This is a genomic window from Peribacillus sp. TE19612, assembly GCF_056279465.1.
The window spans coordinates 236228-263156 of the sequence record NZ_JBWCCL010000005.1 but is presented as its reverse complement, the minus strand read 5'-3'; the positions used below and the strand labels follow the sequence as shown (position 1 = coordinate 263156).

Below are 26929 nucleotides of genomic sequence, written 5' to 3'. Positions count from 1 at the left end.
CTCCAGAGGTATGTCCCAACATCCTTTTTCAAAAACAGAACCTTTGAACTGAAGTGTACCCAAAATGTTAGGCATTTAGAGGGCATGAACCCGGTTTATCTACCAGGCTCATGCCTTTTAATTTTACTATGATCAGCTGATGATTGTAATAATGGATATATTCTAACTTTATTGGGTCAGATCAAAGGGTTCTAGAGTGGGTACATCCCGAACCATGATTTTAAAACTAAATAGGTTATACTTATTAATGTTTTATTGTTTTATGAAACCCTCATTAGATTGAAGAAATTTGCGACACTCCTGCCGAATAACTGTCTAGCCGAGACCCCGGAGGCGCTTGCACCGAGGAGGCTTGGCAGACAGTCGGCGGAAAGGGAGCGGATTTCTGAAATCAACTGGAAATTTTCATGTTTTTTTCTTTCTGCAGCAGTTCCATAAAATTAAACGGAAAACCCGGTATATCAAGGTATTCCTCGGTGTCACTCATAGGTTGCATAGTATTGCGCTCATTACTATCTTTACTTTGCACGATTCATCTCACAATACTAGGAGAAGGAAAGGCGATGAACTCATTATGATTTTTAGCGAACGATTAAAAAAAGAACGGGAAAAAAGAAATTGGTCACAAAATGATCTTGCAGAGAAGATTCATGTGAGTCGCCAATCTGTGTCCAAATGGGAAACGGGAAAAAATTACCCAAGTATTGAGGTACTCATTAATCTGAGTGATTTATTTCAGATTACGGTAGATGAATTATTAAGGAGTGACGAGGAATTGAAAGAAAAAATAATACGGGAAAGTAAGCAGTTAGCATTTCCAAAAAGGAAAATGTTTTTTGATATCGTGTTAGTAATAGGAGCATTTTTATTAGTGTATAAATTAATTATTTTTGGTCTTAACAAATTTGCTGGCACCGATATTACCATTTTAAAAAGCATGCCAGTAGTATCGAATTTATTACCATTAGCTTTGATGGTTATTGGCGGCATCGGTTCGGATTATTTGAAGGATAAATATGTGGATTAAAAATACTCTCTTCTAAAAATGCATAGTGATTCCCAAGGGAATGAAACCCTTTTGGTAAACTTGATCATAAAAGAACAGAACCTTTGAATTTCGGGTTCTGTTCCTATTTCTTATTTGAACTTTTGCACTTCTTCATTTCCCTCGAATTTGTTATCTTTCAATATGCCAATTTCTTCAATATGATTTCGTGCCGTTTCATCCCCTAATTTATAAATGAGGGCATAAAGCCTTTTCATGGCTGCATCGTATTTATCATTTGCCCGGTCATGATGATAGAGAAGGTAGGGCACATGTGATCGGGCATATGCCTCCAGGTCATCTGTCCGGTGTTCCTCCAAGCATTGTTTCAATTCTGCAAGTTCCTCATCAGTTGCGTGTACAGTGAAGCTCGGATTCTCTTCAAGTTTTTGTCCGAGTACGTCGCCGCTGACCAAATCGACATGGTAGGTCTGTTTTTCCTGTATCATTCTTCACATCACCCTTTCAAGCGTTTATCTATTCTGTACCACTATTTGTAAAAAGTTAATCATGAAAGTAAACATTTCCTTAATGAAAAAGATAGGAAATAAAGGTATCGGATTCCTTATCAAATGGTTTAAGATGGATTTACAGAATAATATGGTAAATGGAGTGGTGATATAGTGAAGAGGTCAATCATGGTTGTTTTTTTTGTGTTGATTGCTTCAGGCTGCGTAACAAGGAATTATGACTCCAATATGGATTTAGGGAAAAGTCAGTTGAATGAGGAAAATTATTTAGAAGCCCACGAGGCATTTGAATTAGCTTATAAAGAAGGAAAAACACCTAAATCAAGGGAGTTATTGGATCTTTCCGGTTTGCTGGCGAGTGGAATGAAGAAATACGACGAACAGGATTTTGAATCGGCCAAAAAAGATTTTGAAGAAGCAACCGCATATAAAACAAAATATCGGGAAGGTAAACAAATGGTTTCAAAGGCGGCGGAAATGCACCCGGTTTCAGACTCAGCCACGATAGAAGCAGTAGTGGGAAATGATGAAGCGAAACCGGCGGAGGAAACAACTGAGGAAGGATCCAAAGCAGAAGATGAGGCGGCAACGGATACAAAAAGCAAAGAAGGAAGCAAGGATTCGGATCGTGCCTTAAGTAAATCTCAGGCGGAGAAGCTTGTGAAGGATTACGTGGATATGGAAAACTTTTCACATTTACAAATCGAATATGATCATGATGCCGAAAAGGGAGATTATATTTTTCATGTTTTCGAGGTAGATGAACCTAGTCAGAAAAGCGGCCACAAAACCACTTGGGGCTGGTATGGCGTGAATAAGGAGACCAAAGAAGTTTATGAAGTCATGTAAGGATAACTGAATGGTCGAATTGAAGGCCCCTGTTGTGGCCTTTTTTTATTTTGTGGTGCGGAAACATACAGGATTCGATAAAATTTTATGGTTTTTGTTAAAAGGCAGACTAATTCTTTATTTTCTTAAGAAATTTTTAATATTTCCTGTTTATGATTGAGGCAAGTAAAGGACAATCATAGGAGGGATAAAGATGGAGAATTATAATGGTGAGGAGCAAGTCAGAGTCAACGCAGAACGGAAAAAGGGTAAGTCTCTCTGGATAACTAGCCTTGTTTCCGGAACGGTTGCTTCTATGGTTACATCGTCTGTATTTCTATTTGGCGGAGACTTTATAGATCAAGGGAAAAGTTCAGTGAATGATTCAACCGAAACGGCAGGAATACAGCAAACGGACAGTGTTGAAAAGGATAAAAGTATCACGGCGGAAAAGTTATCGGCAAGTACGGATTCAAATGATAGGGCAGAGATGGTCGAATCAGCATCCAAATCGATTGTAGGGGTCGTGAATTTACAGGAGATGCAAAGCCAGAACCCGTACCAGCGGCAAAGCACGGAGAGCGAAACGGTAGAGAGCGGAACTGGCTCAGGGGTCATTTATAAAAAAGCTGATGGGAAAGCCTATATCATCACGAACAATCATGTTATTGAAGGAGCTAAGGAAGTCGAAATTTCATTGTATGACGGACAAAAGGCAACGGCAGCTGTTGTCGGGGCTGATGCTTTGACGGATTTGGCGGTTTTGACAATTGATTCCTCGAAAGCACCGGAGGGAATTAAATTCGGGAATTCTGATAGCATGCGTCCAGGTGAAGAAGTATTGGCAATTGGCAACCCACTTGGACTTGATTTTTCACGATCGGTTACACAAGGAATCGTAAGTGCGACCGGACGCACCATTTCAGTCGATACCTCGGACGGGGAGTGGGCCCTTGATGTCCTTCAAACAGATGCAGCGATCAACCCTGGTAATAGCGGCGGTGCATTGATCAACACCGCTGGGGAAGTGATCGGCATAAACAGTCTGAAGATTTCCGAAAACGGTGTGGAAGGCTTAGGGTTTGCCATACCAAGTAATGATGTGATTCCGATTGTTACGGAACTGATTGAAAATGGAAAAATCACGCGTCCGTATTTAGGAGTCAGCTTGGCCAGTATAGATGAACTGCCGCAATATTACATTCAAAATGTTCCAGAAGCTGCAGAATCCGGCGTAATGGTGACGAGTATAGAAGCGGGCTCGGCAGCGGCGAACGGAGGGCTTAAGCAACAGGATATCATTGTTGATATTGATGGAACAAAAATAAATACTGCCGCAGCATTAAGGAAATACTTATATACAGATAAGAAAATCGGCGATAAAGTAAAAATTAAAGTATATCGAGGTACTGAAGAGAAAACGGTAACGATAACCTTGCAAAAACCATAGAAAGAGAAAAGGCCCCTGATCATTCATCAGGGGCCTTTTATTTAGAAGTTTTTAATAGTATACAAAAGGTTAATATCGGAAAAATAGATAGTGTATTTGCACTGTTTTACATATTTTTCATATAGTCTTGAATACCTAAGAGTGAATGGTAGCGGCTTCTATTTGTCAAGGTTTTCATCGTTAATATGTTAAAAAATAGAAAAGATTTGACAAATTTGTGAAATGTCATAAAATAGAAAGAAAGGGGATGAAATTATGGAAGCTAATCAGAAGATGTTAGATGCAGTGAAATGGGTATCGGGCACAGGTTGTGTAATCGGATTTATTATTTTTGCTTTAAGCTTTTTTGTAAGCGATTACAATAAGGATTATATATTTACCGTTGTTGGAATCGCCATCACACTAAGTGCAGCTGCCATTTTTCTAGTTGGTATATTTTTTGTCCTGACAGAAGAAATGGTAATGAATACACATAAAGGTGAAAGAATTGAACCGGAAACGACTAAAATCATAAAAATGAAATCAAAGGCTAAAACTCATACAAAAAGAAGTACGGAATTCAGTAACTAAAACCGAGAATATAGCGTAATGAACTGGCTTACTATCATCAGATTCACTAACATGTTTGAACAAAACTAGCTGATTCGTTTAACAGGGAGCCAATTTGATTCCAATCATTGAATGCGCTTTCATATCATTTGTAACGATTAAATTTTAATACAATACACGGCACTCGTTATGTATTAAAATATTTTAAGGAACCCTTTCATTGAATGCATACGATGTGCTTGGATATCCAAACAGAACTGCCCGTACGCAGGAAGTTCTAACTTTACATTTTGAACTATATCCACGAGAAAAGGACATTTTTTCAAAAGTCCTTTTTTTGTGGTTTTTTTTTGTACTTTTACTTGAAGATGCAATAAGGAAGTCGTGGGTTCCAAAGGAGGAGTTGAATGCCTGCTGACTGATAAACATGAACAGTTGCAATAAGTTTGACCGACCCCTGAATTATTTCATCCATGACTACTGCTAAAGCATGTTTAGGAATACTGACAGGGCAATGAGTATTGCGAGGGAAAGAGCCTCATTACACACTCGTTGTTTCCTTATATATATATAATATTGACCAGTGTTGGATCCTAAGAGGTTTGAGGCCTGGATTCAACATCGTATCCAGTGCGGCTATCATTTACCAACTTCCATGGCCGAGTATAAAAAATCCGTTTTAAATCATGTTTTCCAACGATAAACACCTACTTGACAGGATAGGTAATATCATTCATATTCTTGAGTGGGGTTGAGGCAATATACACGGTGAGTATAATGAGGAATTTTCATTTCATTATATTAGAGTAGTAATAAACGGATAGTGGATCGGTAATTTATGCAATCCTGTACTGATAAGTGAATTTCCATAGGTATGTTATTAAACAATTATTATATTTCATTTGCTGAAGATTTTCGAACATTTCAGTTCATTTACCATCTTCTTACTGCTCTTTAATGAACTTTATGTGACAGATGTCACTTTGTATTGTCTTTTTTTAGACTTGGGATTAATATTGGTATGTCGGGGTTTGTGAACATGGTAACACTTTGTCCGAATAATTACCAATTGGAATTTTATTATGTAAGAAAGGGGTAGTACTATGAAAATAAAATGGGCTCTATTAACTATACTTTTTACTATTGCCACTGTGCTAACCGGTTGCGATAACCCATTAATGGTCTTGGACCCTAAAGGGCCAGTAGCTGCAACACAAGCAGATGTTATTATGATTTCGATATGGACAATGGCCTTTGTCGTCCTTGTCGTTATGGTACTGTATATTTTCATGATAATGAAATATCGTGCTTCCAAACAACGTGATGATTATGAACCGCCTCATATTGAAGGAAGTAAGGTTCTTGAAATAATTTGGGTTGCGATCCCAATTTTAATCGTCGCTTTCCTATCCGTTGTAACTGTTAAAACAACAAATGAAGTTGAGGCAACACCTAAAGGATACGGAGATCAAGAACCTTTAATTATTTACGCTTCATCTTCCAACTGGAAGTGGCATTTTAGTTATCCGGAAGAAGATATCGAAACAGTCAACTATCTGTTTTTACCTACTAACCGACCAATTGAATTTAAACTTTACTCATTCGGTCCAATCTCAAGTTTCTGGATTCCGCAACTTGGAGGACAAAAATACGCGATGTCGGACATGGTTAACACGTTGCACTTAGCAGCTGATGTACCAGGAGAGTATATGGGTCGAAATTCAAACTTCAGTGGTTCAGGTTTTGCTCAGCAAACGTTCAACGTTAATGTACTTTCTGCAGAAGAATACGATAAGTGGGTAGATGAAATTAAAGCTACTGCTAAACCGATTACTGAGGAAAAATTCAATGAATTATTAAAACCTGGTCATGTGGGACAATCCACTTACACTGGAACTCACTTAGAGTTTTCACCAGCTCCTGAAGGGGAAAATGCTGGTCATGACCACGGATCTTCTGATACTGAAGAACATGATTCCAAGGATTCACACAAGGAACATTCAGAACACAGCAACATGAATCATGATCACTAAGAATTAATTTTCGTTCGATAAAACAACTAGGTTTACAAGATAAGGAATATTTTCCTGAAAGGAGTCACAAAAGTATGGATTACTTTGATCGATTTGCCGTACCTCATCCAAGTCCTGCGATTTATGCATCCATGGTTGCGATTGGTTTAACCATGATTGCGGTTGTTGCCGGAATTACCTATTTTAAAAAATGGGGTTACTTATGGCGTGAGTGGTTAACAACGGTTGACCATAAACGTATTGGTATCATGTACATTTTGGCAGCACTGCTTATGCTCTTCCGTGGTGGCGTCGATGCTCTTATGATGCGTGCTCAAACGGCTATTCCAGATAACGGTCTTTTGGATGGACAGCATTATAATGAGGTATTTACAACACACGGGGTCGTCATGATCCTGTTCATGGCTATGCCATTTATCATTGGGTTAATGAACATTGTTACACCATTACAAATTGGAGCGCGTGACGTAGCATTCCCACGTCTGAACGCAGTAAGCTTCTGGTTATTCTTCATGGGGGCAATGCTATTTAACATCTCTTTCGTAGTCGGTGGTTCCCCTGATGCAGGCTGGACATCTTACTTCCCGCTGGCAAGTAACGATTTCAGTGAATCAGTAGGCTCGAACTATTACGCGATTGCACTTCAAATAGCAGGTATCGGTACATTACTGACTGGTATCAACTTTATCGTAACAATCTTGAAAATGAGAGCACCTGGCATGAACTTAATGAAAATGCCAATGTTCACATGGTCTATCTTGATCACTAACTTCATTATCGTTTTCGCTTTCCCTGTATTGACAGTGGCACTTGCGTTGATGACAATGGATCGTCTATTCGGAACTCAATTCTTTACGATGGCCAATGGCGGTAGCGATATGCTTTGGGCTAACTTGTTCTGGGTTTGGGGACATCCTGAAGTTTATATAGTAATTCTTCCAGCTTTCGGTATTTACAGTGAAATCATTTCGACATTTGCACGTCGTAACCTGTACGGGTATAATTCGATGGTTATCTCCATGGTAGCTATTTCTACTCTGTCTTTCATTGTATGGGCTCACCATTTCTATACAATGGGTCACGGTGCGATGGTTAATGGTATCTTCTCGATTACCACGATGGCAATTGCCGTCCCGACTGGTGTTAAGATTTTCAACTGGTTGTTCACACTTTGGAAAGGTAAAATCGTATTTACCGTTCCAATGCTTTACTCTTTAGCTTTCATTCCGATTTTCACACTCGGTGGGGTAACAGGGGTAATGCTTGCAATGGCAAGTGCTGACTACCAATACCATAATACAATGTTCTTAGTAGCTCACTTCCACTACGTTTTAATCCCTGGTACTGTATTTGCCGTACTAGCTGGTTTCACGTATTGGTGGCCAAAAATGTTCGGTTTCATGTTGAGCGAAAAAATTGGGAAATGGTCGTTCTGGTTCATTACAATCGGCTTTAATGTAACCTTCTTCCCGATGTTCATCACTGGTTTAGATGGGCAGGCACGTCGTATGTATACGTACTCTGAATCAACAGGGTATGGTCCATTGAATATGCTCTCGTTCGTTGGAGCGATTGGCTTGGCAATAGGTTTTGCACTTATTGTGTACAATATCTATTGGAGCACTCGTTATGCGTCAAGAAATATTTCAAACGATCCATGGGATGCGCGTTCTCTAGAGTGGGCTACACATACTCCAATCCCTGAATATAACTTTGCAGTTGTGCCAACAGTTGATTCTACAGAAGCATTCTGGGATGCAAAGAAAAAAGGCTTTAAATTATTTGGCGGTAAAGTAGAAAAGATCCATATGCCAAATAACAGTGGTGTGCCGTTTATCATGAGCTGTATCTTCTTCGTTTGGGGCTTTGCGATGGTATTCAGCATGTGGATCATTGCAATCATTGCAACGATCGGTATCTTTGCTTGTATGATTCACCGTTCATTCGAAAAAGATCACGGACGTTATATCTCTGTTGAAGAGATCGAAGAAACTGAAAATAAATTGCGAGGTGCTAAGTAATGAAAATAGATAACTCGCTGCCACTAGAATATAGCACGGAAGAAAATCGCTTAAAGATTTTTGGATTCTGGATTTTCCTAGGAGCAGAAATAGCTCTTTTCGCTACACTGTTCGCCACTTATTTTGTATTAGTTGATGGAACTGGAAATGGTCCAACAGGGGAACATCTTTTTAAACTCCCAACCCTGATGTTTCAAACAATCTTTCTTTTAACCAGTAGTTTTACCATTGGTCTTGGAATCAATGCAATGAGACTTGGAAGGCAGAAAGCAACGATTGGTTTCTTCATCATCACCCTTATTCTTGGTTTAGGCTTCTTGGGAGTCGAAATTTATGAATTCGTGGAGTATGTACATGAAGGAGCAACCATTCAAACAAGTGCTTTCTTATCTAGTTTGTTTACATTACTAGGTACGCATGGAGCTCACGTTACACTTGGTTTATTCTGGGGAACCTTCATCATCATGCAGATCAAAAAGCGCGGTATGACTCCAGAAACAACAAACAAGGCTTTCATCTTTTCACTTTACTGGCATTTCTTGGACGTTGTCTGGATTTTCATCTTCAGTTTCGTCTACCTGAAAGGAATGATGTAATATGAAAGAATTATTCCCACGGGGCCAAGTTATGGGATTTGCCTTTTCACTAGTCCTGACTTTGGTCGCACTATCAGTTATTATGTTTGATCTCTCACTGAAAATGGCTATGATCATCCTTCTTGTTACAGCTTTCATGCAAGCTGCACTTCAATTAGTTATGTTCATGCACGCAGGTGAGTCTGAAGATAAGGCATCGATTTATACAAACGTTTATTACGGATTGTTCGTTGCATTGGTTACAATTTTCGGTACAATGCTAACAATGATTTGGGGATATCAATAATCGATTCCGGAAAAACTGGGCGTCTTGATGACGCCCAGTTTTTTTGATTTTTATACCGTTCTATCCATTTCACTCATGGAAGTTTGTTAACAAGGATGTGATCGAAACCATATTGTTTAGTATAACCATTTCGCAATATTATATTTACACTTTCGAAGCGCGCCCGTGCGTTTAAGTGAAATGTTTTACTAAAGTGAAACGTTAATAGAACGGACACATCTACTAAGAAAAACAGTCAGCAACTTTTGATATAATAAGTTATATAAGAATTAATTTATAAATGTAGCGGAGATGATGAATTGACTTTGCCGGTTTTGATTTTGACAATTATCTTAAGTTTGTTAAAAATATTGGTTTCCTGTCTTCCAACCGATGCAGTTAATTGGATTATCAGCAAATTTAAAATACACGCAGAAATTAGTGGCGGGAATGCGATCGTAACCTTTGACGGAAAACGTTTGGAAGGTGAAAAAAAAATTCAAGTTATTAATTATTTTAATAACGCTAGGTTTTTGAAGAAAAATCATATATTCCCAGGGAACGAGCAATTGTTTTTACATCCAGAGAACAGCGGGACTCCATTGGTCATTGATACTAAAAGAGGCAAAAAGGATGTTAGGTTATTTGTATATATTTACAGCGACCGCGTGGATGTAGTTAAACAGTACAAGAAGAAGCTCATTTCTTATAGTCTGTTTTCCGATAGCCTCCAAGAACGTTCCATCCCATTAATAAGAAATTTAGTTTAATAGAACATTAAAAAGACGGTCCTTAAAAGACCGTCTTTGAGTTTGCAAACAAAAGGGTTCTAACTAAATTTTAAAACAAAGTTGATTGGAACGGAAGATGCGAGACTCCTGCGGGAAAAGCGAGTCCAAGGGAGACCCCGCAGGCGCAAAGGCGCCGAGGAGGCTCCTGATCGCCCGCGGAAAGCGAGTGCCTGGAAGTGGAAATTAACGGTTAAATTGTCTACAGCTGAGACGCGCCTTTAAAAGACCGTCTTTTTAAAAGACTTTTTTTATATAATCTCATTTCAATTGGATATTTTTTTCATAATAAAAAATTCTAGTACACAAACTGACATCTTAATTTTAGTGTCTTTTGAATAAAAAATAATTAAAAGTGTTTTTAAGCAGGAGGGAATTGCTGCAAGAGGGTCGTTAATCGTGCATATGAAAAGTATTTTGGATAGTATTTAAGGTAAAAAAAAGCAGGTATCTATTGCGATGCCTGCTTTTTTATGCTTTCCATTGTTTTTCAACTTGATGAAGGGCTTGTTGTAAAATTACTTCATGATCAGTACCCGGTTTAGCAAGGACGTTAGTTTGATAAGATTTTCCTTGGAAATCAACTGTTACTGTAACTTTTACCATTATGCATCTTTCCTTTCCAGATTCAGAATTAAATGAGGTGGTTGTACCTATTTCTTTTATACCCGTGGCAGAAGGATAATCAAACATTTCAAAAGCAGTAAATCGAGAAAGTTAATATTCAAAATTATCTGATATTTTTTAGGAGGTGTCAACACTTTTTTTTGACCTACTCTATTTTCCGGTTAAATAAAAAACGACCTGGCTTATATACATGACAGCCAGGTCGTTTTTATTATACGAACTATATTTATATTTTAGTTAAAATAATACCGATTAATGCTGCAAGAACACCGGCAATTTGATAGGTTTTTAGTTTTTCCTTGAATATATAACATCCAGCGAATACGACAACCAAACAGTTCAGGCTGACGACAGGGAAAATGATGCTTGCGATGCCGGTGTTCAACGCAAAGAAATAACATCCATAGCCCATCATGCTTAAAAAGCCTACTAAGGAACCGATTTTGACTTCCTTTAGCTTGATTTTTTCTTTTTTAAAGGCTAGAGCCGAAAGAAGATAAAGCATTCCGCCTCCATACATTGATACAAGGATATCAAGGGAGTTTAAATGAAGACGTGTTGATGTCGTCATAAGAATGCCGAGCACACCAAAAGATAAGATGGAGAGTAATGTGTGCATCATCCATGGGACATATTGATGATTACCTTTTGCATTAGGTGTATATTGGATGACTAATGTAGCGATAAACATGCAGGCGATTCCACTCCACTGCAAGGAAGAAATATGTTCGTGAAAAATTAAAGCTGCACAGAGAATGGGGAATATGGCATTCGCTGCGATTAATGGAGATGTCAAGCTTGCCGGACCCTTTTCAAAGGCGCTTGCCATCTGGATGTTACCATTGGCGTTCAGTACACCAATTGCTGCACCAAGCATGATGGACAGCCAGTTCAGCTGCAAACCATCCATTAATACTCCATAAACAATGGACAAAATAAATGCTGAAAAATAAAAGAAAAATTGGATATGTATCTTGGAATACCCTTTTCCGCTGCTCCATTTAAAAATGCTGTTATTGATTCCGAAGCATAAACTCGTGATGAGTGCTGCAAAAATCCACATTGACTTAATCTCTTCCTTCGTGTAGGATAAACTTCTTCTACATTTTAAGCTGAATGCCATCAAGAATCAAACCAAATTTAAAATGTATGATTGACAGATTAGATTATTTTTTCTATATTTACTATGACAATTTTAAAATATTTCCCGATATACGGGAGAGGTTCATAGCATCACCCTCTTAAAAAAACTATGGCTTTGATATTTTTCGCGAATCAACCATATCTTTGAGGAGATATGGTTTTTGTTATATAGAGGCCCATTTTATGAATCTCCCTGAAATGTGGGATTAGGAGGACTTTTCATGTCTGGAAGAAAAGAAGAAGAATTAAAAAAAGATATCACACTGCTTGGGAATCAAGGAACAAAATATACATTCGACTATGCTCCTGAAATCCTTGAATCATTCGATAACAAGCATCCGAACCGGGATTATTTCGTCAAATTCAATTGCCCGGAATTCACTAGTTTATGTCCGATCACGGGCCAGCCGGACTTTGCTACCATTTACATCAGCTATATTCCCAGTGTGAAAATGGTGGAAAGCAAGTCTTTGAAACTTTATTTATTCAGCTTCCGCAATCATGGTGATTTCCATGAAGACTGCATGAACATCATCATGAATGATTTAATCGAATTGATGGACCCTAAATATATTGAAGTATGGGGCAAGTTTACGCCAAGGGGCGGAATTTCCATCGACCCTTACACGAATTATGGGAAACCAGGTACGAAGTATGAGGAAATGGCGAATTACCGCTTGATGAATCATGACTTATACCCGGAAACCGTGGATAATCGCTAAAGAATGGAGAGACAATGGGCATATGCCCGTTGTCTTTTTTTTTGATTTCGATCAGTGGTTCTGTCATTCTGTCCTTTTTAAAAGTACAAATGTCCTCCTATAATGGAATTTCCACTTGATTGTTTCGAGAAAAAGCGTAATAATAGGGAGAGTTAATTTTGACAGAATATTTACGAAAATAGGGGATGTCGAGATGAAAGTTGCAAAGTTTGGTGGAAGTTCACTTGCGTCAGGTGAACAGTTGAGGAAGGTATTCGAAATTGTTGTTTCTGATCCAGAGAGGAAGATTGTGGTCGTTTCCGCTCCAGGAAAACGCAATTCCGATGATATAAAGGTGACGGATTTATTGATTGAAGCTGCGGAACAGCAGCTGTGCGGGGATAACGGAGAGCATTTGATAGAAGATGTTGTATCCCGCTATGCGAGCATTGCTGAAGAGTTGGATATATCCGAGAGTGTCATCACAGGGATTCATGAAAATTTAATGGCACTGCTGCATGCAGATCAATCTAACCCGAAGCGCTATCTGGATGCCTTGAAGGCCGGTGGCGAGGATAATAATGCGAAGCTGGTCGCAGGTTATTTCCATAGCCTTGGAGTGGAGGCGCAGTATATCAATCCGAAGAAGGCAGGCTTGATCGTAACGGATGAAGGTGGATTTACCAGGGTGCTGCCAGAGTCTTATGATCGGTTATATGCTCTGCGTGATGAGCCAGGAATCGTTGTATTTCCAGGATTCTTCGGATATACGTTAGATGGTGATGTGTTAACCTTCTCAAGAAGCGGTTCCGATATTACGGGTTCGATTCTTGCTAATGGGGTCAAGGCTGATTTGTATGAGAACTTTACGGACGTGGATGCCGTTTATGCGGTGAATCCAAATGTGGTTTCCAATCCGAAGGGAATCCGGGAACTAACCTATCGTGAGATGCGTGAGCTTTCTTATGCAGGTTTCTCGGTATTTCATGATGAGGCGCTGATTCCTGCATTCCGTGCGGGAATACCTGTCCATATCCAGAATACGAACAATCCGGCGGCACAAGGGACCCGCATTGTGAATACACGGGATAATACGAACGGGCCGGTTATTGGGATTGCGAGTGATAAAGGATTTTGCAGTATTTACATTAGCAAATATTTGATGAACCGGGAAGTTGGTTTTGGCCGGAAACTGCTGCACATCCTCGAGGATTATGGAGTTTCATATGAGCATATTCCATCAGGCATCGATGATGTGACGCTTATTCTTAGGCAGGACCAGATGAAAGGGGATGCCGAGAAGAAAATCATTTCCCGAATCAAGAAAGAGCTTCACGCCGATGAAGTGAATGTGGAGCATGATCTTGCCTTGATCATGGTTGTAGGGGAAGGAATGCGCCATAATGTCGGTACAACGGCAAGAGCGTCAAAAGCCTTGGCCGAAGCAAAGGTGAATATTGAGATGATCAACCAGGGCTCTTCGGAGGTAAGCATGATGTTCGGTGTGAAAGGGCACAACGAAGAGACGGCAATTCAGGCATTATATCACGAGTTCTTTTGAGTATGAGCGTTTAGGGACCTCCTTTTAGAAGGGGGTTTTTTGCGATTAATCTTTTAATCACTAAACATACCTTTTTATCTGGTTCTTTATGGTAGTGGCAATGACCGTGTGGGGATAATCATTACAAGCTAACAGACGCGCTGCAGGGTTCAGTGCGTCTGTTTTAATTTAATACCCATATGACAAGTGGCAAATGCAATTGGAGGAGATCGGAGTTGACGCTCTTGAAGCGGATAAAAAGGGGCGGCCAACCTCATACATAACTTACACCAAATTATAAATGATCTTGCTGAATAAAATCATGTTTAGAAAGCATCCTTATCACCTAGTTAAATACTTCTATATAATCCAAAAAAAGAATGTAGGAATAAGTTCTATCTATATGTGATTGGAGTGTAAGGCACGAGGCTCCTGCGGGAAAAGCGCGTCTAGAGACACCGCAGGCGTAAGCCGAGGGCGGACCGCCCGCAGAAAGCGAGTGCCTGGAGGGGAAATCAACGTTCAAATTGTAAAAGCATAAAAAAACTGTAGAAAACCCGGTTTTCATCGAGTTTGTCTACAGTCTGAGACTCCAACTGGAAGGTTGGAGGCTTTCCTTTTATGTTAGTCCATAATGGTCAGGAGCTGATCGATCGCGTTCCTTGGACGCGGGGCAGGGATCATATCGGGATAGCCAACGTGAAGGCTGCCGACGATCTTCTCGCCTGGTTTCACGCCCAAAGCTTCACGAAACTCGATGCTGTGTATCATGCCGTATGTTTCCCATATCATCCCGATTCCCTGTTCCCAAGCAAGCAGGCTGAAATTCTGGATCAAGGCACTTGTAGCCGCATAATCTTCTTCACGTGTCATGGGATTCGGATTCTCTTCCATGATCACTGCGACAAACATCGGTACACCTATGAGTTTATTATATCCTCGCTGTCCGGCTGATTTTTTCTTTTCAGGGTCCTTCTCTTTGCCTTCCATGAATGCACGTGTTGCTTCTGCGAGTTTTAAACGGCTATCACCATGCACCACGACGAAGCGCCATGGCTGGGTCATTTTATGGTTCGGTGCCCATGTCGAAGTTTCCAATAATGATTGGATGGTATCAATAGGAACAGGAATGTCCTTAAATCGTTTGATGCTGCGCCGTTCTTTAATGATATCTTCTAGTTTCATGATCATCCTGCTCCTTTAATCATATATGTAAGTTAATAGTTGAAAAAAATAATCCCCGGCTGCCTAATATGCTTCCAATGTGAATAAATTACTTGAATAAAGAGGGGGCAATATTCTAGTGACTTGCATTCGCTAATGAGCATATAATTTTACTAGGCACAGAGAAGCCGGGGCGACATTGTATCTATGTACAATATCAAAAGGGTACGATAAGAGAATATCGTAATTGCTTATCAAATTTCAGAGATCGATAATGAAATTGAAAATCATTATCAATTAGAATTTTCGCTTATTTCCTGTTATTTGTCAAGGGTATTTATAAAAAAAATTCAAGATATTTACCAATGCTTTAAAACAGTTAAAATCTTTTAAAAAATCTGTATAAAAATGTATAATGAGAGGATGAAAAGATGCTATTTACATACGGAGAATCGAAGGTGTCATAGATGAAAAAATTGTCCTCATTTCTTAAGCCATACTGGCTTTTGATCATTCTTGCTTTATCCTTAATGATTGTCGAGCTCGGGGTAGAGCTTTTACAACCTCTATTTATAGCAAAAATCATTGATGATGGCATTTTGCAGAAAGATTTATCGGTGGTGATTAAATGGGGAAGTGTCATGGTTGGACTTTCCGTTTTTTCATTTCTTGGCGGGATCGTTAATTCATTTACGGCATCACATGTAAGTCAAAGCTTTGGACATGATGTCAGGAAAAGCCTTTTTGGTAAAATACAGGCGTTTTCTTTTGCGAACTTGAATAATATCCCGACTTCCTCGTTGATCACAAGGATGACGAATGATGTGACCCAACTTCAAAATACGATTTTTATGGGCTTGCGTATCATGGCAAGGGCGCCGTTGATCGTAATCGGCGGAGCGATCATGGCTATTGCGGTCGATTTGAAATTATCCCTCGTATTGGTCATTTCAATTCCGGTTCTGGTTTTCTTCTTGGGATGGGTTATGAAACGGGCGGCTAAGCTGTTTAAGCTCGTCCAGAAAAAACTCGATAATGTCAATGGAGTCATGAGGGAAAACCTGATAGGCATGCGCTTGATCAAAGCTTTTCTTCGTAAGGAGCATGAAATTGGCCGATTTGACGATGCGAATGAAGAGTTGAAAAGAAAGACTGTGTCTTCCCTTCGTTTAATTGAAACGACGATGCCTGTGCTGATGCTTGTCATGAATGTGGCGATTCTGATCATTCTCTGGCTTGGAAGTGAATTTATAACAACGGGAGATATACAGGTAGGGGAAGTTGTGGCGATTGTCAACTATGCCACGAGGATTGCGGCATCTCTTTCCGTTTTTTCATGGCTGATCATGGTCATTTCCCGTGCAAAGGCTTCAGCGGAACGTGTGACGGAAATATTTGAAACCCCGATAGATATTGATGAAGGTAAGGCGGAAAGCAAGAGTGGGGCCGTCAATGGGGGAGGCATTAAGTTTCTGGATGTATCTTTCCGCTATCCTGGAACCGAAACCCCGATATTGAAAAACCTGACCTTCTCCATCGATCCGGGAGAATCGCTTGCCATCATAGGAGCGACAGGATCAGGGAAAACATCACTGTTTCAGCTGATTCCGAGATTATATGAAGTTGAAAGCGGCTCCATTCAAATTGATGGCCAGGATCTGAAAGATATTCCCTTGAATTCGCTGCGGAACAGGATCGGCTATGTACCGCAAGAGGCCCTGCTTTTTTCGGGGACCATAAAAAATAATGTCGCTTGGGGAAAAGAGGGTGCCTCGATGGAGGAAATCATGGCTGCGGCCATGCATGCTCAGGTCCATGAGACCGTAATGAAACTTCCGAAGCAATATGAAACCCAGTTAGGGCAAAAAGGAGTGAACCTTTCGGGAGGGCAAAAACAGCGCTTATCGATTGCAAGAGCATTGGTGCGCAAACCGAAGATCCTCCTTCTGGATGATAGTACAAGTGCGCTGGATTTGAAGACGGAAAGTAAATTGCTTGCCGCTTTAAAGGACTATACATGCACAACGCTCATCATTACACAAAAAATCAGTACAGCCATGGAGGCTGACAAAATCTTGTTGCTGGAAAGCGGTCAAGTCCTTGCGCTGGGGAAACATCAGGATTTGATGCAAACAAGCGATCTTTATCGAAAAATCGTTCGCTCACAGTTTGGGGAGGAGGGGATTTCGCTTGAGTCGAAGAATATCTCCCGATAAGGCAAAGTCTAAACCGGTCAACTCCTGGAATACGGTAAAAAGGATCATTCCCTATTTGGCAACTAATAAAAGCCTGCTATTTTGTGTCCTTTTCATGGTACTGATAAGCTCGGTTTTGGGATTGCTTGGACCCTTTCTTGTTGGGATGGCCATTGATGATTATATTGTCACAAGAGATAGCGGGGGGCTGATCAGCCTTCTTTTAGGGCTTTTCGGAGTCTACATATTTTATTCCCTATCCATGTGGCTTCAGAATTATTGGATGATCGGAATTGCACAGGATACGGTTTATGCGATGCGCAATCAACTATTCAAAAAGCTTCACCAGTTGTCCATTCCCTTTTTTGATCGGCGTCAGCACGGGGAGTTGATGAGTAGGGTCACGAATGATATTGAAAATGTCAGTTCCACTTTGAATAGTTCCGTCATCCAGATCTTTTCAAGTGTGCTGACACTTGTCGGGACGATCGGAGTCATGCTGTATTTGAGCCCTTTATTAACTATTTTAACCTTATTCATCGTTCCTCTCATGTTCTTCGGTCTGAGGTGGATAACGAACAGGACGGGAAAGCTGTTTAAAGCACAGCAGAAGAACCTTGGAGAATTGAATGGGTTTATAGAAGAAACGATTTCCGGACAACGGATCGTAAAGGCTTTTTCACAGGAAGATAAAGTGATCCGTGATTTTATCATCCGGAGTGAAAATTTAAAGAAAGCCGGATTCCTATCACAATCATACTCAGGGCTGATCCCAAAACTGATGAATTTACTGAACAACTTAAGTTTCACGGTAATAGCCGCTGTCGGCGGGTTTTTGGCGCTGAGTGGCATAGGTACGGTTTCCATCGGGGTCATTGTCATCTTCACCGAGTACTCAAGGCAATTCACCCGTCCGCTCAATGACCTGGCTAACCAATTCAATACACTCCTCTCAGCTGTTGCCGGTGCTGAACGGGTTTTCGCCATACTTGATGAAAAAGAAGAAGAAGTGGATGAGAAACAGGCTTCTGAACTTCGTGAAGTCCGCGGTGAGGTGGACTTTGAGGGTGTTTCCTTTTCGTATAATGATGAAGAGCAAACGATATATGATGTTAGTTTCCATGCAAAAAAAGGGGAGACCGTCGCGCTTGTAGGTCCCACGGGGGCAGGTAAGACCACGATCATTAATCTTCTTGCCCGTTTTTACGAGCCGAACAGCGGCCGGATATTGATTGACGGCCAGGATATCCAACAGGTGACGAGGTCCAGTCTTCGTAAGCATATGGGCTTCGTTTTGCAGGATTCCTTCTTGTTTCAAGGTACGATTCGTGAAAATATCCGCTACGGCCGGCTGGAGGCGGAAGATGAAGAAGTGGTGAAAGCAGCCAAGCTTGCCAATGCCCATTCCTTTATCATGAAACTGCCAGATCGATACGATACCATCTTGAATCAAGATGGCAGTGGAATAAGTCAGGGGCAGCGCCAGCTAATATCGATTGCCAGGGCTATTTTAGCGGATCCCGTTTTATTGATTTTGGATGAAGCGACAAGTAGCATAGATACGATAACCGAGCTTAAAATCCAGGAAGCATTACACCGCTTGATGGAGGGAAGGACAAGTTTTGTCATTGCCCACAGATTGAATACAATTCAGCAAAGTGATCAAATCCTCGTACTTGATGAAGGAAGGATCATTGAAAAAGGATCCCATGATGAATTGTTGCGGCAGAGGGGTTTTTATTACGATCTAAACCGCAGCTCATTAAGGGAAAATCAGATAGGATAAAGAAAAAATGTGTGCCATCCGGCGCGCATTTTTTGTGTTGGTCCCATAATGAGCATCATAAACTTGGGGATTGCATCCCGTTCATTTAATGATGAACCTTCTAAAAATGCGTTCACACGATACGATTTTTATAAAGCATGGAAATCATTGATTCCACCAAAGTGGGAAAGGAGGGAATTATCGACAAAATAATGGTAAATACTTTACAAATTGACTAAATTGCTATTGCTAAAAAACCTTACGGTAACATATAATTCAGAATATATATAAAATTCTTTAAATTTAATGGGTACGGGGAGAAATACTGCCCTGGCCCCTTATGAATGAAGGTTTTTTATAGTTGTACACTAGATCGATAGAGAGGAGATGGAAAAAATGAAAGCGCTTAAGTCTGTTATTCTTTGGGGGATCATATCTGCATTGGGTGCGGTGAGTTTTGGTTTCGTCGCGCTAAACCGGGGGGAAAGCATCAATGCCATGTGGATTGTTACTGCGGCACTCTGTGTTTATTCAATTGCATACCGCTTTTATAGTAAATTCATTGCACGGAAAGTGTTTGAGCTAGATGACAATCGCCAGACTCCATCGGAAGCGAATAATGATGGGAAAGATTATGTACCTACAAACAAATGGGTGTTGTTTGGCCACCACTTTGCAGCAATTGCCGGAGCTGGACCTCTCGTAGGCCCCATCCTTGCAGCTCAGATGGGATATTTGCCAGGGACGCTATGGCTTGTAGTCGGAGTTGTTTTGGCTGGTGCCGTACAGGATTTCATCATTCTTTTCGGTTCGATGCGCCGTAACGGCAAATCTTTGGGAGAAATGATCAAAGAGGAGATTGGACCGATTACAGGCTTGATAGCGATGATCGGTATCCTCGGTATCATGATCATTTTACTGGCGGTACTTGCCCTGGTTGTCGTAAAAGCGCTGGTGGGCAGTCCGTGGGGAATGTTCACGATTGCCTCGACCATACCGATTGCAGTCCTGATGGGCATTTACATGCGTTATATAAGGCCGGGACGGGTTGGTGAAGGGTCGATTATCGGAATCATACTTTTGATGCTCGCGTTATATTTCGGCCGCTTTGTAGCAGAGAGTGCAACATTGGCGCCAATGTTCACTTTCAGCGGGGAAACGATTGCCATCATGTTGATTGTTTATGGTTTCGTTGCCTCCGTTTTGCCTGTATGGATGTTATTGGCACCGCGTGATTATTTAAGTACATTCTTGAAAATCGGTACGATCATCGGACTTGCACTTGGTATATTTATTGTCATGCCGAGCCTTGAAATGCCTGCCGTCACTCAATTCATCGATGGAACGGGACCTGTATTTTCCGGCAATTTATTCCCGTTCCTATTCATTACGATCGCTTGTGGAGCGGTATCGGGATTCCATGCACTCGTCTCCTCAGGTACGACTCCTAAAATGATTGAACGCGAATCGCATGCACGTCCAATCGGATACGGGGCGATGTTGACTGAATCCTTTGTAGCCATCATGGCGATGATTGCCGCCTGTGTATTGACGCCAGGCATCTATTTTGCCATTAACAGCCCGGGGGCCGTTGTGGGAACGGAACCAGCGCAAGTGGCTGCTACGATATCAGATTGGGGTTTCCTTGTGACACCTGAGATGATTACCGGCCTTGCAGACGATGTTGGGGAAGAGACAATTATATCCCGTACTGGAGGGGCTCCAACCTTTGCAATCGGCATGGCCCATATCTTCTCGCAAGTGATTGGTGGGGCGTCCCTGATGGCGTTCTGGTATCATTTCGCGATACTGTTCGAGGCATTGTTCATATTGACCACCATTGATGCAGGAACCAGGGTGGGACGTTTTATGATACAGGATATCATCGGCACCTTTTACAAACCATTTGCCGAAACGAATAAATGGCTGCCCAATATAATTGCGACTGCCATTTGTGTAATCGGTTGGGGGTACTTCCTTTATCAAGGGGTCATTGATCCTCTTGGCGGAATCAATACCCTTTGGCCATTGTTTGGAATTGCGAATCAGATGCTTTCCGCCATTGCGTTGCTGCTTGGGACGACGGTCCTTTTCAAAATGGGCAAAAAAGCGTACACATGGGTCACTCTTGTGCCCACTACATTCTTGTTGATAGTGACCATGACGGCAGGGTGGCAAAAGCTGTTCCACGAAAACCCGGCAATTGGCTTTTTAGCACATAAGGATAAATTTAAAGCGGCTTATGATAGTGGGGAAGTTCTTGCTCCGGCAGCCAATCTGGCCGAGATGAAGCGGGTTATCGTAAATGATTATGTGGATGCTGCCCTATGTGCCATCTTCATGATCGTGGTGATCACGGTCCTGATTTCTGCCATTAGGTTATGGATAAAAGTCTTGAAGAACCAGAAAATAGATTTACATGAAACGCCTTATGTATCAAGGTCGTCATAAGGGAGGGAAAGCGATGTTGAAAAGAATAATTACAATTCTCAGCTACAGAAAGCAATTCATCAGTTTGCTCGTCGGCGTGCCAAGTTATGATACGTATGTGGCACATATGAGAAAGCATCATCCTGAAGATCCCGTGAAAACCAGGAAAGAATTTTTCTGCGAAGCCCAGGATGAACGGTATAACGCAAAGGGTGGGAAAGTGTCTCGTTGCTGTTAATGAATATTTATTGAAGGGTCCTCAATAGGAGGGCCCTTTTTTTAATGGTTTTTTCGAGGGGGAATAAGTGGAGGGTGAAATGTAACAGCCATGGAGTCGTGAAGATGTGGAAAAGTAACTATTAAACCAAAAAAATCACATTTGATGTTATATAATCTAACATTTTTATGAAAAATACAAAAATTAAGTTGAATTATTAGAAAATTAAGTATATGATAAAAAATATAACATATTAGTGTTAGTAAACATAACATATATAAAAAAGGGGGAAAAAACAGTATGCAAATGGCAGATTCGGTATTCATGTTTTTGGCGACGATGATGGTTTGGCTAATGACACCAGGGATTGCCCTATTTTATGGAGGGATGGTAAAAAGTAAAAATGTCTTGAATACGGCAATGCATAGTTATATGCCTCTGGCTGTCATTTCTATTCTTTGGGTGCTGATTGGGTATTCAATATCATTTTCACCTGGTAATTCACTTCTGGGCGGTCTGGACTGGGTTGGTTTAAAGGATGTGGGCTTTGCACCTGGACCTTACAGCGAAACAATTCCCCATAGTTTGTTCATGTTATTCCAAATGACTTTTGCCGTTCTAACGGTCTCGATCATTGCGGGTGGCATTGCCGAGCGGATGAAGTTTTCAGCATTCCTGATTTTTACGATCCTTTGGTCTTTATTCGTATACGCTCCTGTTGCACACTGGGTATGGGGTGGAGGCTGGTTAGCGGAACTGGGTACACTTGACTTTGCAGGTGGCAACGTTGTTCATATATCTTCAGGGGTTGCAGGTTTGGTATTAGCGATCATGTTAGGTAAAAGGAAAGAGTCGGGGGACAGTGCACCGCATAATCTTCCTTTAACATTTCTTGGAGGATCATTAATTTGGTTCGGTTGGTACGGCTTCAACGTCGGAAGCGCACTGACAATCAATGAAGTGGCGATGAATGTATTCGTTAATACAGCTGTTGCAGCAGCTGCTGGTATCATTGGATGGCTGATCGTCGAGTATATGGCTAATAAAAAGGCAACACTGCTGGGTGCAGTATCCGGAGCCATTTCTGGCTTGGTGGCCATTACACCCGCTTGCGGATTCGTAACGCCCGCTTCATCAATCATCATCGGTGTCATCGGCGGTGCCGTTTGTTTCTGGGGCGTATTCTTCCTGAAGAATAAACTGGGTTACGACGATGCTCTTGATGCTTTCGGGTTACATGGGATCGGCGGGACCTGGGGTGGCATCGCAACAGGTTTGTTCGCGACAACTTCCGTAAACGAAAGCGGTGCAAATGGTTTATTCTATGGAGATTTCAACTTGTTGTGGAAGCAGCTTGTAGCGATCATTGCGACCTATATCTTCGTTGCCGTGGTCACATATATCGTTGCTAAAGCCATTAACCTTTTCGTGCCGTTGCGTGTCAGTGAAGAAGATGAGTCAATGGGGCTTGATCTTACACTTCATGGAGAAAAAGCTTATCACGAATCCATTTAAAAGGGGGGTGCTGCTCATATGTCCGAGATTTTATCGAAAATAGAAATCATTACACGTCCTATCCAATTTGAACAATTCAAAGCGGAACTTGCGAAAATAGGGGTAAGCGGAATGACAGTATCGGAAGTAAAAGGAACAGGTCTTCAGAAAAGTTATGTGGAAACATATAGAGGCAGAAATCGTGAAATGTCATTGCATGATCGAATGAAAATCGAAATCGTCGTGTGTGAAGTGCCAGTTCAGGATGTTGTGGATGTAGCAAGGAAATTCTTGAGTACCGGTAAACCGGGTGACGGTAAAATCTTCATTTATGAATTGGCGAATGTTGTGAATATCCGTACCGGTAAAGAAGGTCATGATGCGTTAAAGAATGACATCTGATGCTGTGATCAATTCCGCCGGATACAGAAGATAAAAGAAAGGGAGCTGAAAATGGGGAGACTGGTCCGAATTGTTAATGCAAAAAAACAGAAGATCGTTAATACGCTCATTTCAGAGGATGTATATCAACCTGATGACCGACCCTTTTTATTGGAATTGCCACTGAAAAATTTAGAAGAGATTTTATCACTCCGATTAAAATACCCGTTTCAAAATCCCCGTTCAAAAAAATAACCTTTCAGCCGTTATCCTAGGGGAGAGCGGCTTTTTTTTTGTTTGATGTCTAGCTCGATTGTGTCATTTAAATATTAGTATATTAAGGAAACTTTTTTCTTGAATCCCCCATGGAAATCGGGGAGCATTCCAACTATAATGAATAAAGATATAAATTTAAATACGATTTCTTTGCTTTTTTCGACGCTTTTCGCTTAGTTACTTCAATTTTTCTTTAATTTTCCGAAAAGAAAATTCAAAAAAATGTAAGTTTACCAAAAAACTATGAATTACTTCATGAATGCCCCTGCTTAATAATAGGGAAATTATTAATATGTTCTTTTAAGAGGTGAAAGGAAATGGATCAATTTACGGTCGAATCCGTTTTAAATATCATCAGGGAGTTTGTTCCGAAGGATGCTTCAATTTCTGTGGCTGATTCCGAAAAATACATTTATTATCAACCGAGCAAACAAGTGGACTTAAGAATAAAACCAGGTGATTTAATCAGTGAAAATACGGCGACATATAAAGCGCTGAGCGTCCGTAAAAAAATAGGGGTGCAAGTTGAAAGTAATGTATTTGGCGTACCTTACTATGGGCTGAGTGTTCCTATCATGGACGAGGGCAATCCTTTAGGGGCGGTAACGGCCATCTTGCCGTCAAAGCCATTAATTTTACCGACGTCATTCCTGACCATTAAAACAGATGACCGCTGGATACCGCTTCCATATGTTGAAATTATGTATCTGGAAGCTCAAAATAGGAAAACTAAAATTCAGTCCGAACGTGTGAGTGGATTTCATAAAATGAATTTAAGTGAATTGGAATTCATTTTACCTAGTGATTTATTCATTCGTGTGCACCGTTCGTACATCGTCAATATCAACTATATACAAGAGATCCTTCCTGATTTCCATTCTACATTTTTATTGATAATGAAAGACAACTCCAAAATCCAGGTCAGTCAAACATATGCAAGTCAATTCAGGAGGGCTTTGGGGTTTTAGTGATTCTCCTTTGTGTGAAAGAAATGCTGGTTTATGCCCAATTTAAGGCTTTTCATTCGAAAATGAATGTGACGATTACACAGGATTGGTAAAATTAAGTGTAAGAAAAGCGAAAAATGGGGGTCTTTTGTATGAACGAAAGCGTTTTCAAAAAAATTCGCAACGAACAATTTAAGGGGAAAGTAGTTACAGCGGAAGAAGCAGCTTCATGGATTAAAAATGGGATGAAACTAGGTATGAGTGGATTTACCCGTGCTGGTGATGCTAAAGTTATTCCGATGGCTCTAGTTGAAAGAGCTAAAACTGAAAAATTCAAAGTTGATGTATATACTGGTGCCTCATTAGGACCGGAAGTCGACCAACATATGGCGGAAGCAGGTATCATAAATAAACGTTTGCCGTTCCAAGCGGATAAAGGCATTCGTAATAAAATCAATGCTGATGATGTAACTTATGTGGATCAGCACTTGTCTCATACAGCTGAACAAGTTCGTCAAGGCATTGTCGGACCGATAGATTTTGCAATCATCGAAGCATTGGCGATTACGGAAGATGGATTGATCATCCCGACAACTTCTGTAGGCAACTCAGCCATATTCGTTCAAGAAGCTAAACATGTGATCATTGAATTGAACGTATCCCATCCAGAAGGATTGGAAGGGATGCATGATATATATACACCGGCTAAACAAGGGGAACGCGAACCGATTCCTATGACTAAAGCAAGTGATCGCCTTGGATCGATCGGCATTGCGGTTGATCCTGAAAAAGTAATGGGAATCGTCGTTTCTACAGATCTTGATGCACCTTCCACAATCGTGCCGCCGGATGAAGAAACTGCAACAATCGCCAACCACCTCATTAACTTCCTTCGTGGAGAAATCAAGGCTGGCCGTTTAACTGAAAGCCTTGCTCCGCTTCAGTCGGGTGTAGGTTCAGTGGCAAATGCAGTATTCGCTGGATTCCTTGATTCTGAATTCAAAGATTTGGAAGTTTATTCAGAAGTGCTGCAAGATGCGGTATTTGATTTGATCGATGCTGGAAAGGTTAAATTCGCTTCAGGGTGTTCGATTACATTAGCTGAAGAAAAAGGGAAACAAGTTTACGGTGAGCTTGAAAAATACCGTGATAAACTGGTTCTTCGTCCACAAGAAATATCTAACCATCCTGAAATCATCCGTCGTTTGGGCTTGATTTCAATCAATACAGCGTTAGAGTGTGATATCTATGGTAATGTAAACTCGACACATGTTTCTGGGACAAGAATGATGAATGGAATTGGCGGATCAGGAGATTTTGCCCGTAACTCACGCCTAGGCATTTTCGTAACGAAATCATATGCAAAAGGCGGCAAAATTTCCAGTATCGTTCCTTTCGTTTCTCATGTGGATCATACTGAACATGATGTGGATGTATTAGTAACAGAGCAAGGGATCGCTGATTTACGTGGCTTGGCACCAAAAGAGCGCGTAGAGTTAATCATAGAAAACTGTGCTCATCCTGACTACCGTCAACAGCTTCGTGCATACTTCACTGAAGCTGTTGCGCAAACGGGCGGGCATCAAACTCCGCACATACTTGAAAAAGCATTTTCATGGCATACGAACCTAGCTAAAAACGGTACGATGCTTGAAGCTGTTCTTCAAGATCAAAAATAAGACTCAAAACCCCGCCAATACAGCGGGGTTTTTTATTTGGGTCCGTGTCCGGTATAGGTGAAAACCAATGAATCTTTCGTCACATCAATGGAATATTGAAAGGTAAATAGATTATTTCTCCTAAGTAATTTGTATGGTGTTTCCTATTGATTCATTTTCCCGCGAAAAATAACAGATTTAAAGTGTAAAATGGTGCTTAACCATCAAATAGATAGGGAACTGTATCTTTAGGCTTTTTCTTTTATTTTTGGATATAATTATTCATTCAAGTTATAGAAATATGGTAAACTGCTAACAATGAAAGATTATCATACATAGAATTTTT

Annotated in this window: 23 protein-coding genes and 1 riboswitch; of the genes, 19 read left to right on the top strand and 4 right to left on the bottom strand. The window is 40.8% G+C overall.

Features of this window, described 5'->3' with window-relative positions:
* Positions 1-574 precede the first annotated feature (574 nt).
* The gene (locus ACZ9AO_RS11385; protein WP_251542494.1) at positions 575-1027 is read left to right on the top strand and encodes a helix-turn-helix domain-containing protein; all 453 of its coding nucleotides are present in this window, start codon (positions 575-577) and stop codon (positions 1025-1027) included.
* A 110-nt stretch (positions 1028-1137) separates the two neighbouring features.
* Here the strand turns inward: ACZ9AO_RS11385 and ACZ9AO_RS11380 are convergent, their stop codons facing one another.
* Positions 1138-1494 (bottom strand): hypothetical protein, encoded by a 357-nt coding sequence (locus tag ACZ9AO_RS11380; protein ID WP_048684962.1) that lies wholly within the window; start codon positions 1492-1494, stop codon positions 1138-1140.
* Positions 1495-1683: 189 nt separating this feature from the next.
* Here ACZ9AO_RS11380 and ACZ9AO_RS11375 point away from each other — a divergent pair, with 189 nt between their 5' ends.
* From ACZ9AO_RS11375 to ACZ9AO_RS11340, 8 genes are all read left to right on the top strand, one after another.
* Positions 1684-2364, top strand: coding sequence for a hypothetical protein (locus ACZ9AO_RS11375; RefSeq protein WP_476109091.1), 681 nt, complete (start codon positions 1684-1686; stop codon positions 2362-2364).
* Between the two features lie 193 nt (positions 2365-2557).
* Positions 2558-3793 carry a S1C family serine protease gene (locus tag ACZ9AO_RS11370; protein ID WP_251542497.1) on the top strand — a complete coding sequence of 412 codons (1236 nt, stop codon included), beginning with the start codon at positions 2558-2560 and terminating at the stop codon, positions 3791-3793.
* A gap of 255 nt (positions 3794-4048) precedes the next feature.
* On the top strand, positions 4049-4363 hold the full coding sequence (locus ACZ9AO_RS11365; RefSeq protein ID WP_048684972.1) for a hypothetical protein: 315 nt from the start codon (positions 4049-4051) through the stop codon (positions 4361-4363).
* A gap of 1082 nt (positions 4364-5445) precedes the next feature.
* Positions 5446-6375: a cytochrome aa3 quinol oxidase subunit II gene (gene qoxA / locus ACZ9AO_RS11360; RefSeq protein WP_476109090.1), complete on the top strand. Its 930-nt coding sequence runs from the start codon at positions 5446-5448 to the stop codon at positions 6373-6375.
* Between the two features lie 74 nt (positions 6376-6449).
* Entirely contained in the window at positions 6450-8396 is a 1947-nt protein-coding gene (qoxB, locus tag ACZ9AO_RS11355; RefSeq protein WP_048684976.1) for a cytochrome aa3 quinol oxidase subunit I, read from the top strand.
* Complete coding sequence (gene qoxC, locus ACZ9AO_RS11350; protein WP_048684979.1) at positions 8396-8992, top strand: cytochrome aa3 quinol oxidase subunit III; 597 nt, start codon at positions 8396-8398, stop codon at positions 8990-8992. The genes qoxB and qoxC overlap by 1 nt, the downstream gene beginning before the upstream one ends.
* A gap of 1 nt (position 8993) precedes the next feature.
* Complete coding sequence (gene qoxD, locus ACZ9AO_RS11345) at positions 8994-9278, top strand: cytochrome aa3 quinol oxidase subunit IV (RefSeq protein WP_048684982.1); 285 nt, start codon at positions 8994-8996, stop codon at positions 9276-9278.
* A 299-nt stretch (positions 9279-9577) separates the two neighbouring features.
* The gene (locus tag ACZ9AO_RS11340; RefSeq protein WP_476109089.1) at positions 9578-10027 is read left to right on the top strand and encodes a YfmQ family protein; all 450 of its coding nucleotides are present in this window, start codon (positions 9578-9580) and stop codon (positions 10025-10027) included.
* 489 nt (positions 10028-10516) lie between these two features.
* On the opposite strand, the gene ACZ9AO_RS11335 is transcribed toward ACZ9AO_RS11340, so the two are convergent.
* Positions 10517-10651: a BA3454 family stress response protein gene (locus ACZ9AO_RS11335; protein ID WP_034305885.1), complete on the bottom strand. Its 135-nt coding sequence runs from the start codon at positions 10649-10651 to the stop codon at positions 10517-10519.
* A gap of 247 nt (positions 10652-10898) precedes the next feature.
* The gene (locus tag ACZ9AO_RS11330; protein ID WP_476109088.1) at positions 10899-11735 is read right to left on the bottom strand and encodes an EamA family transporter; all 837 of its coding nucleotides are present in this window, start codon (positions 11733-11735) and stop codon (positions 10899-10901) included.
* 151 nt (positions 11736-11886) lie between these two features.
* A riboswitch (PreQ1 riboswitch) is annotated at positions 11887-11932 on the top strand.
* A 104-nt stretch (positions 11933-12036) separates the two neighbouring features.
* On the opposite strand from ACZ9AO_RS11330, the gene queF reads away from it, so the two are divergent.
* The gene (gene queF / locus ACZ9AO_RS11325) at positions 12037-12537 is read left to right on the top strand and encodes a preQ(1) synthase (protein ID WP_034305880.1); all 501 of its coding nucleotides are present in this window, start codon (positions 12037-12039) and stop codon (positions 12535-12537) included.
* Between the two features lie 193 nt (positions 12538-12730).
* Positions 12731-14077 carry an aspartate kinase gene (locus ACZ9AO_RS11320; protein ID WP_476109087.1) on the top strand — a complete coding sequence of 449 codons (1347 nt, stop codon included), beginning with the start codon at positions 12731-12733 and terminating at the stop codon, positions 14075-14077.
* Positions 14078-14680: 603 nt separating this feature from the next.
* Here ACZ9AO_RS11320 and ACZ9AO_RS11315 read toward each other — a convergent pair.
* Positions 14681-15241 carry a nitroreductase family protein gene (locus tag ACZ9AO_RS11315; RefSeq protein WP_476109086.1) on the bottom strand — a complete coding sequence of 187 codons (561 nt, stop codon included), beginning with the start codon at positions 15239-15241 and terminating at the stop codon, positions 14681-14683.
* Between the two features lie 446 nt (positions 15242-15687).
* Between ACZ9AO_RS11315 and ACZ9AO_RS11310 the strand changes: the two genes are divergently transcribed.
* The 8 genes from ACZ9AO_RS11310 to ACZ9AO_RS11275 all read left to right on the top strand — a co-directional run bounded on the left by ACZ9AO_RS11310 (position 15688) and on the right by ACZ9AO_RS11275 (position 26604).
* Positions 15688-17436, top strand: a complete 1749-nt coding sequence (locus tag ACZ9AO_RS11310; RefSeq protein WP_289348688.1) for an ABC transporter ATP-binding protein — start codon at positions 15688-15690, stop codon at positions 17434-17436.
* Positions 17411-19201, top strand: coding sequence for an ABC transporter ATP-binding protein (locus ACZ9AO_RS11305; RefSeq protein ID WP_476109085.1), 1791 nt, complete (start codon positions 17411-17413; stop codon positions 19199-19201). The genes ACZ9AO_RS11310 and ACZ9AO_RS11305 overlap by 26 nt, the downstream gene beginning before the upstream one ends.
* A 375-nt stretch (positions 19202-19576) precedes the next feature.
* The gene (locus ACZ9AO_RS11300) at positions 19577-21631 is read left to right on the top strand and encodes a carbon starvation CstA family protein (protein WP_054397994.1); all 2055 of its coding nucleotides are present in this window, start codon (positions 19577-19579) and stop codon (positions 21629-21631) included.
* 13 nt (positions 21632-21644) lie between these two features.
* Positions 21645-21848 (top strand): YbdD/YjiX family protein, encoded by a 204-nt coding sequence (locus tag ACZ9AO_RS11295; protein ID WP_251541563.1) that lies wholly within the window; start codon positions 21645-21647, stop codon positions 21846-21848.
* Between the two features lie 279 nt (positions 21849-22127).
* Positions 22128-23342 carry an ammonium transporter gene (locus ACZ9AO_RS11290; RefSeq protein ID WP_476109084.1) on the top strand — a complete coding sequence of 405 codons (1215 nt, stop codon included), beginning with the start codon at positions 22128-22130 and terminating at the stop codon, positions 23340-23342.
* A gap of 18 nt (positions 23343-23360) precedes the next feature.
* A complete protein-coding gene (locus ACZ9AO_RS11285) occupies positions 23361-23723 on the top strand; it encodes a P-II family nitrogen regulator (protein ID WP_476109083.1) in 363 nt (120 codons plus the stop codon).
* Positions 23724-24295: 572 nt separating this feature from the next.
* Entirely contained in the window at positions 24296-24946 is a 651-nt protein-coding gene (locus ACZ9AO_RS11280; RefSeq protein ID WP_048685020.1) for a LytTR family DNA-binding domain-containing protein, read from the top strand.
* Between the two features lie 131 nt (positions 24947-25077).
* Entirely contained in the window at positions 25078-26604 is a 1527-nt protein-coding gene (locus ACZ9AO_RS11275; RefSeq protein ID WP_476109082.1) for an acetyl-CoA hydrolase/transferase family protein, read from the top strand.
* The last annotated feature ends 325 nt before the right edge of the window (positions 26605-26929 follow it).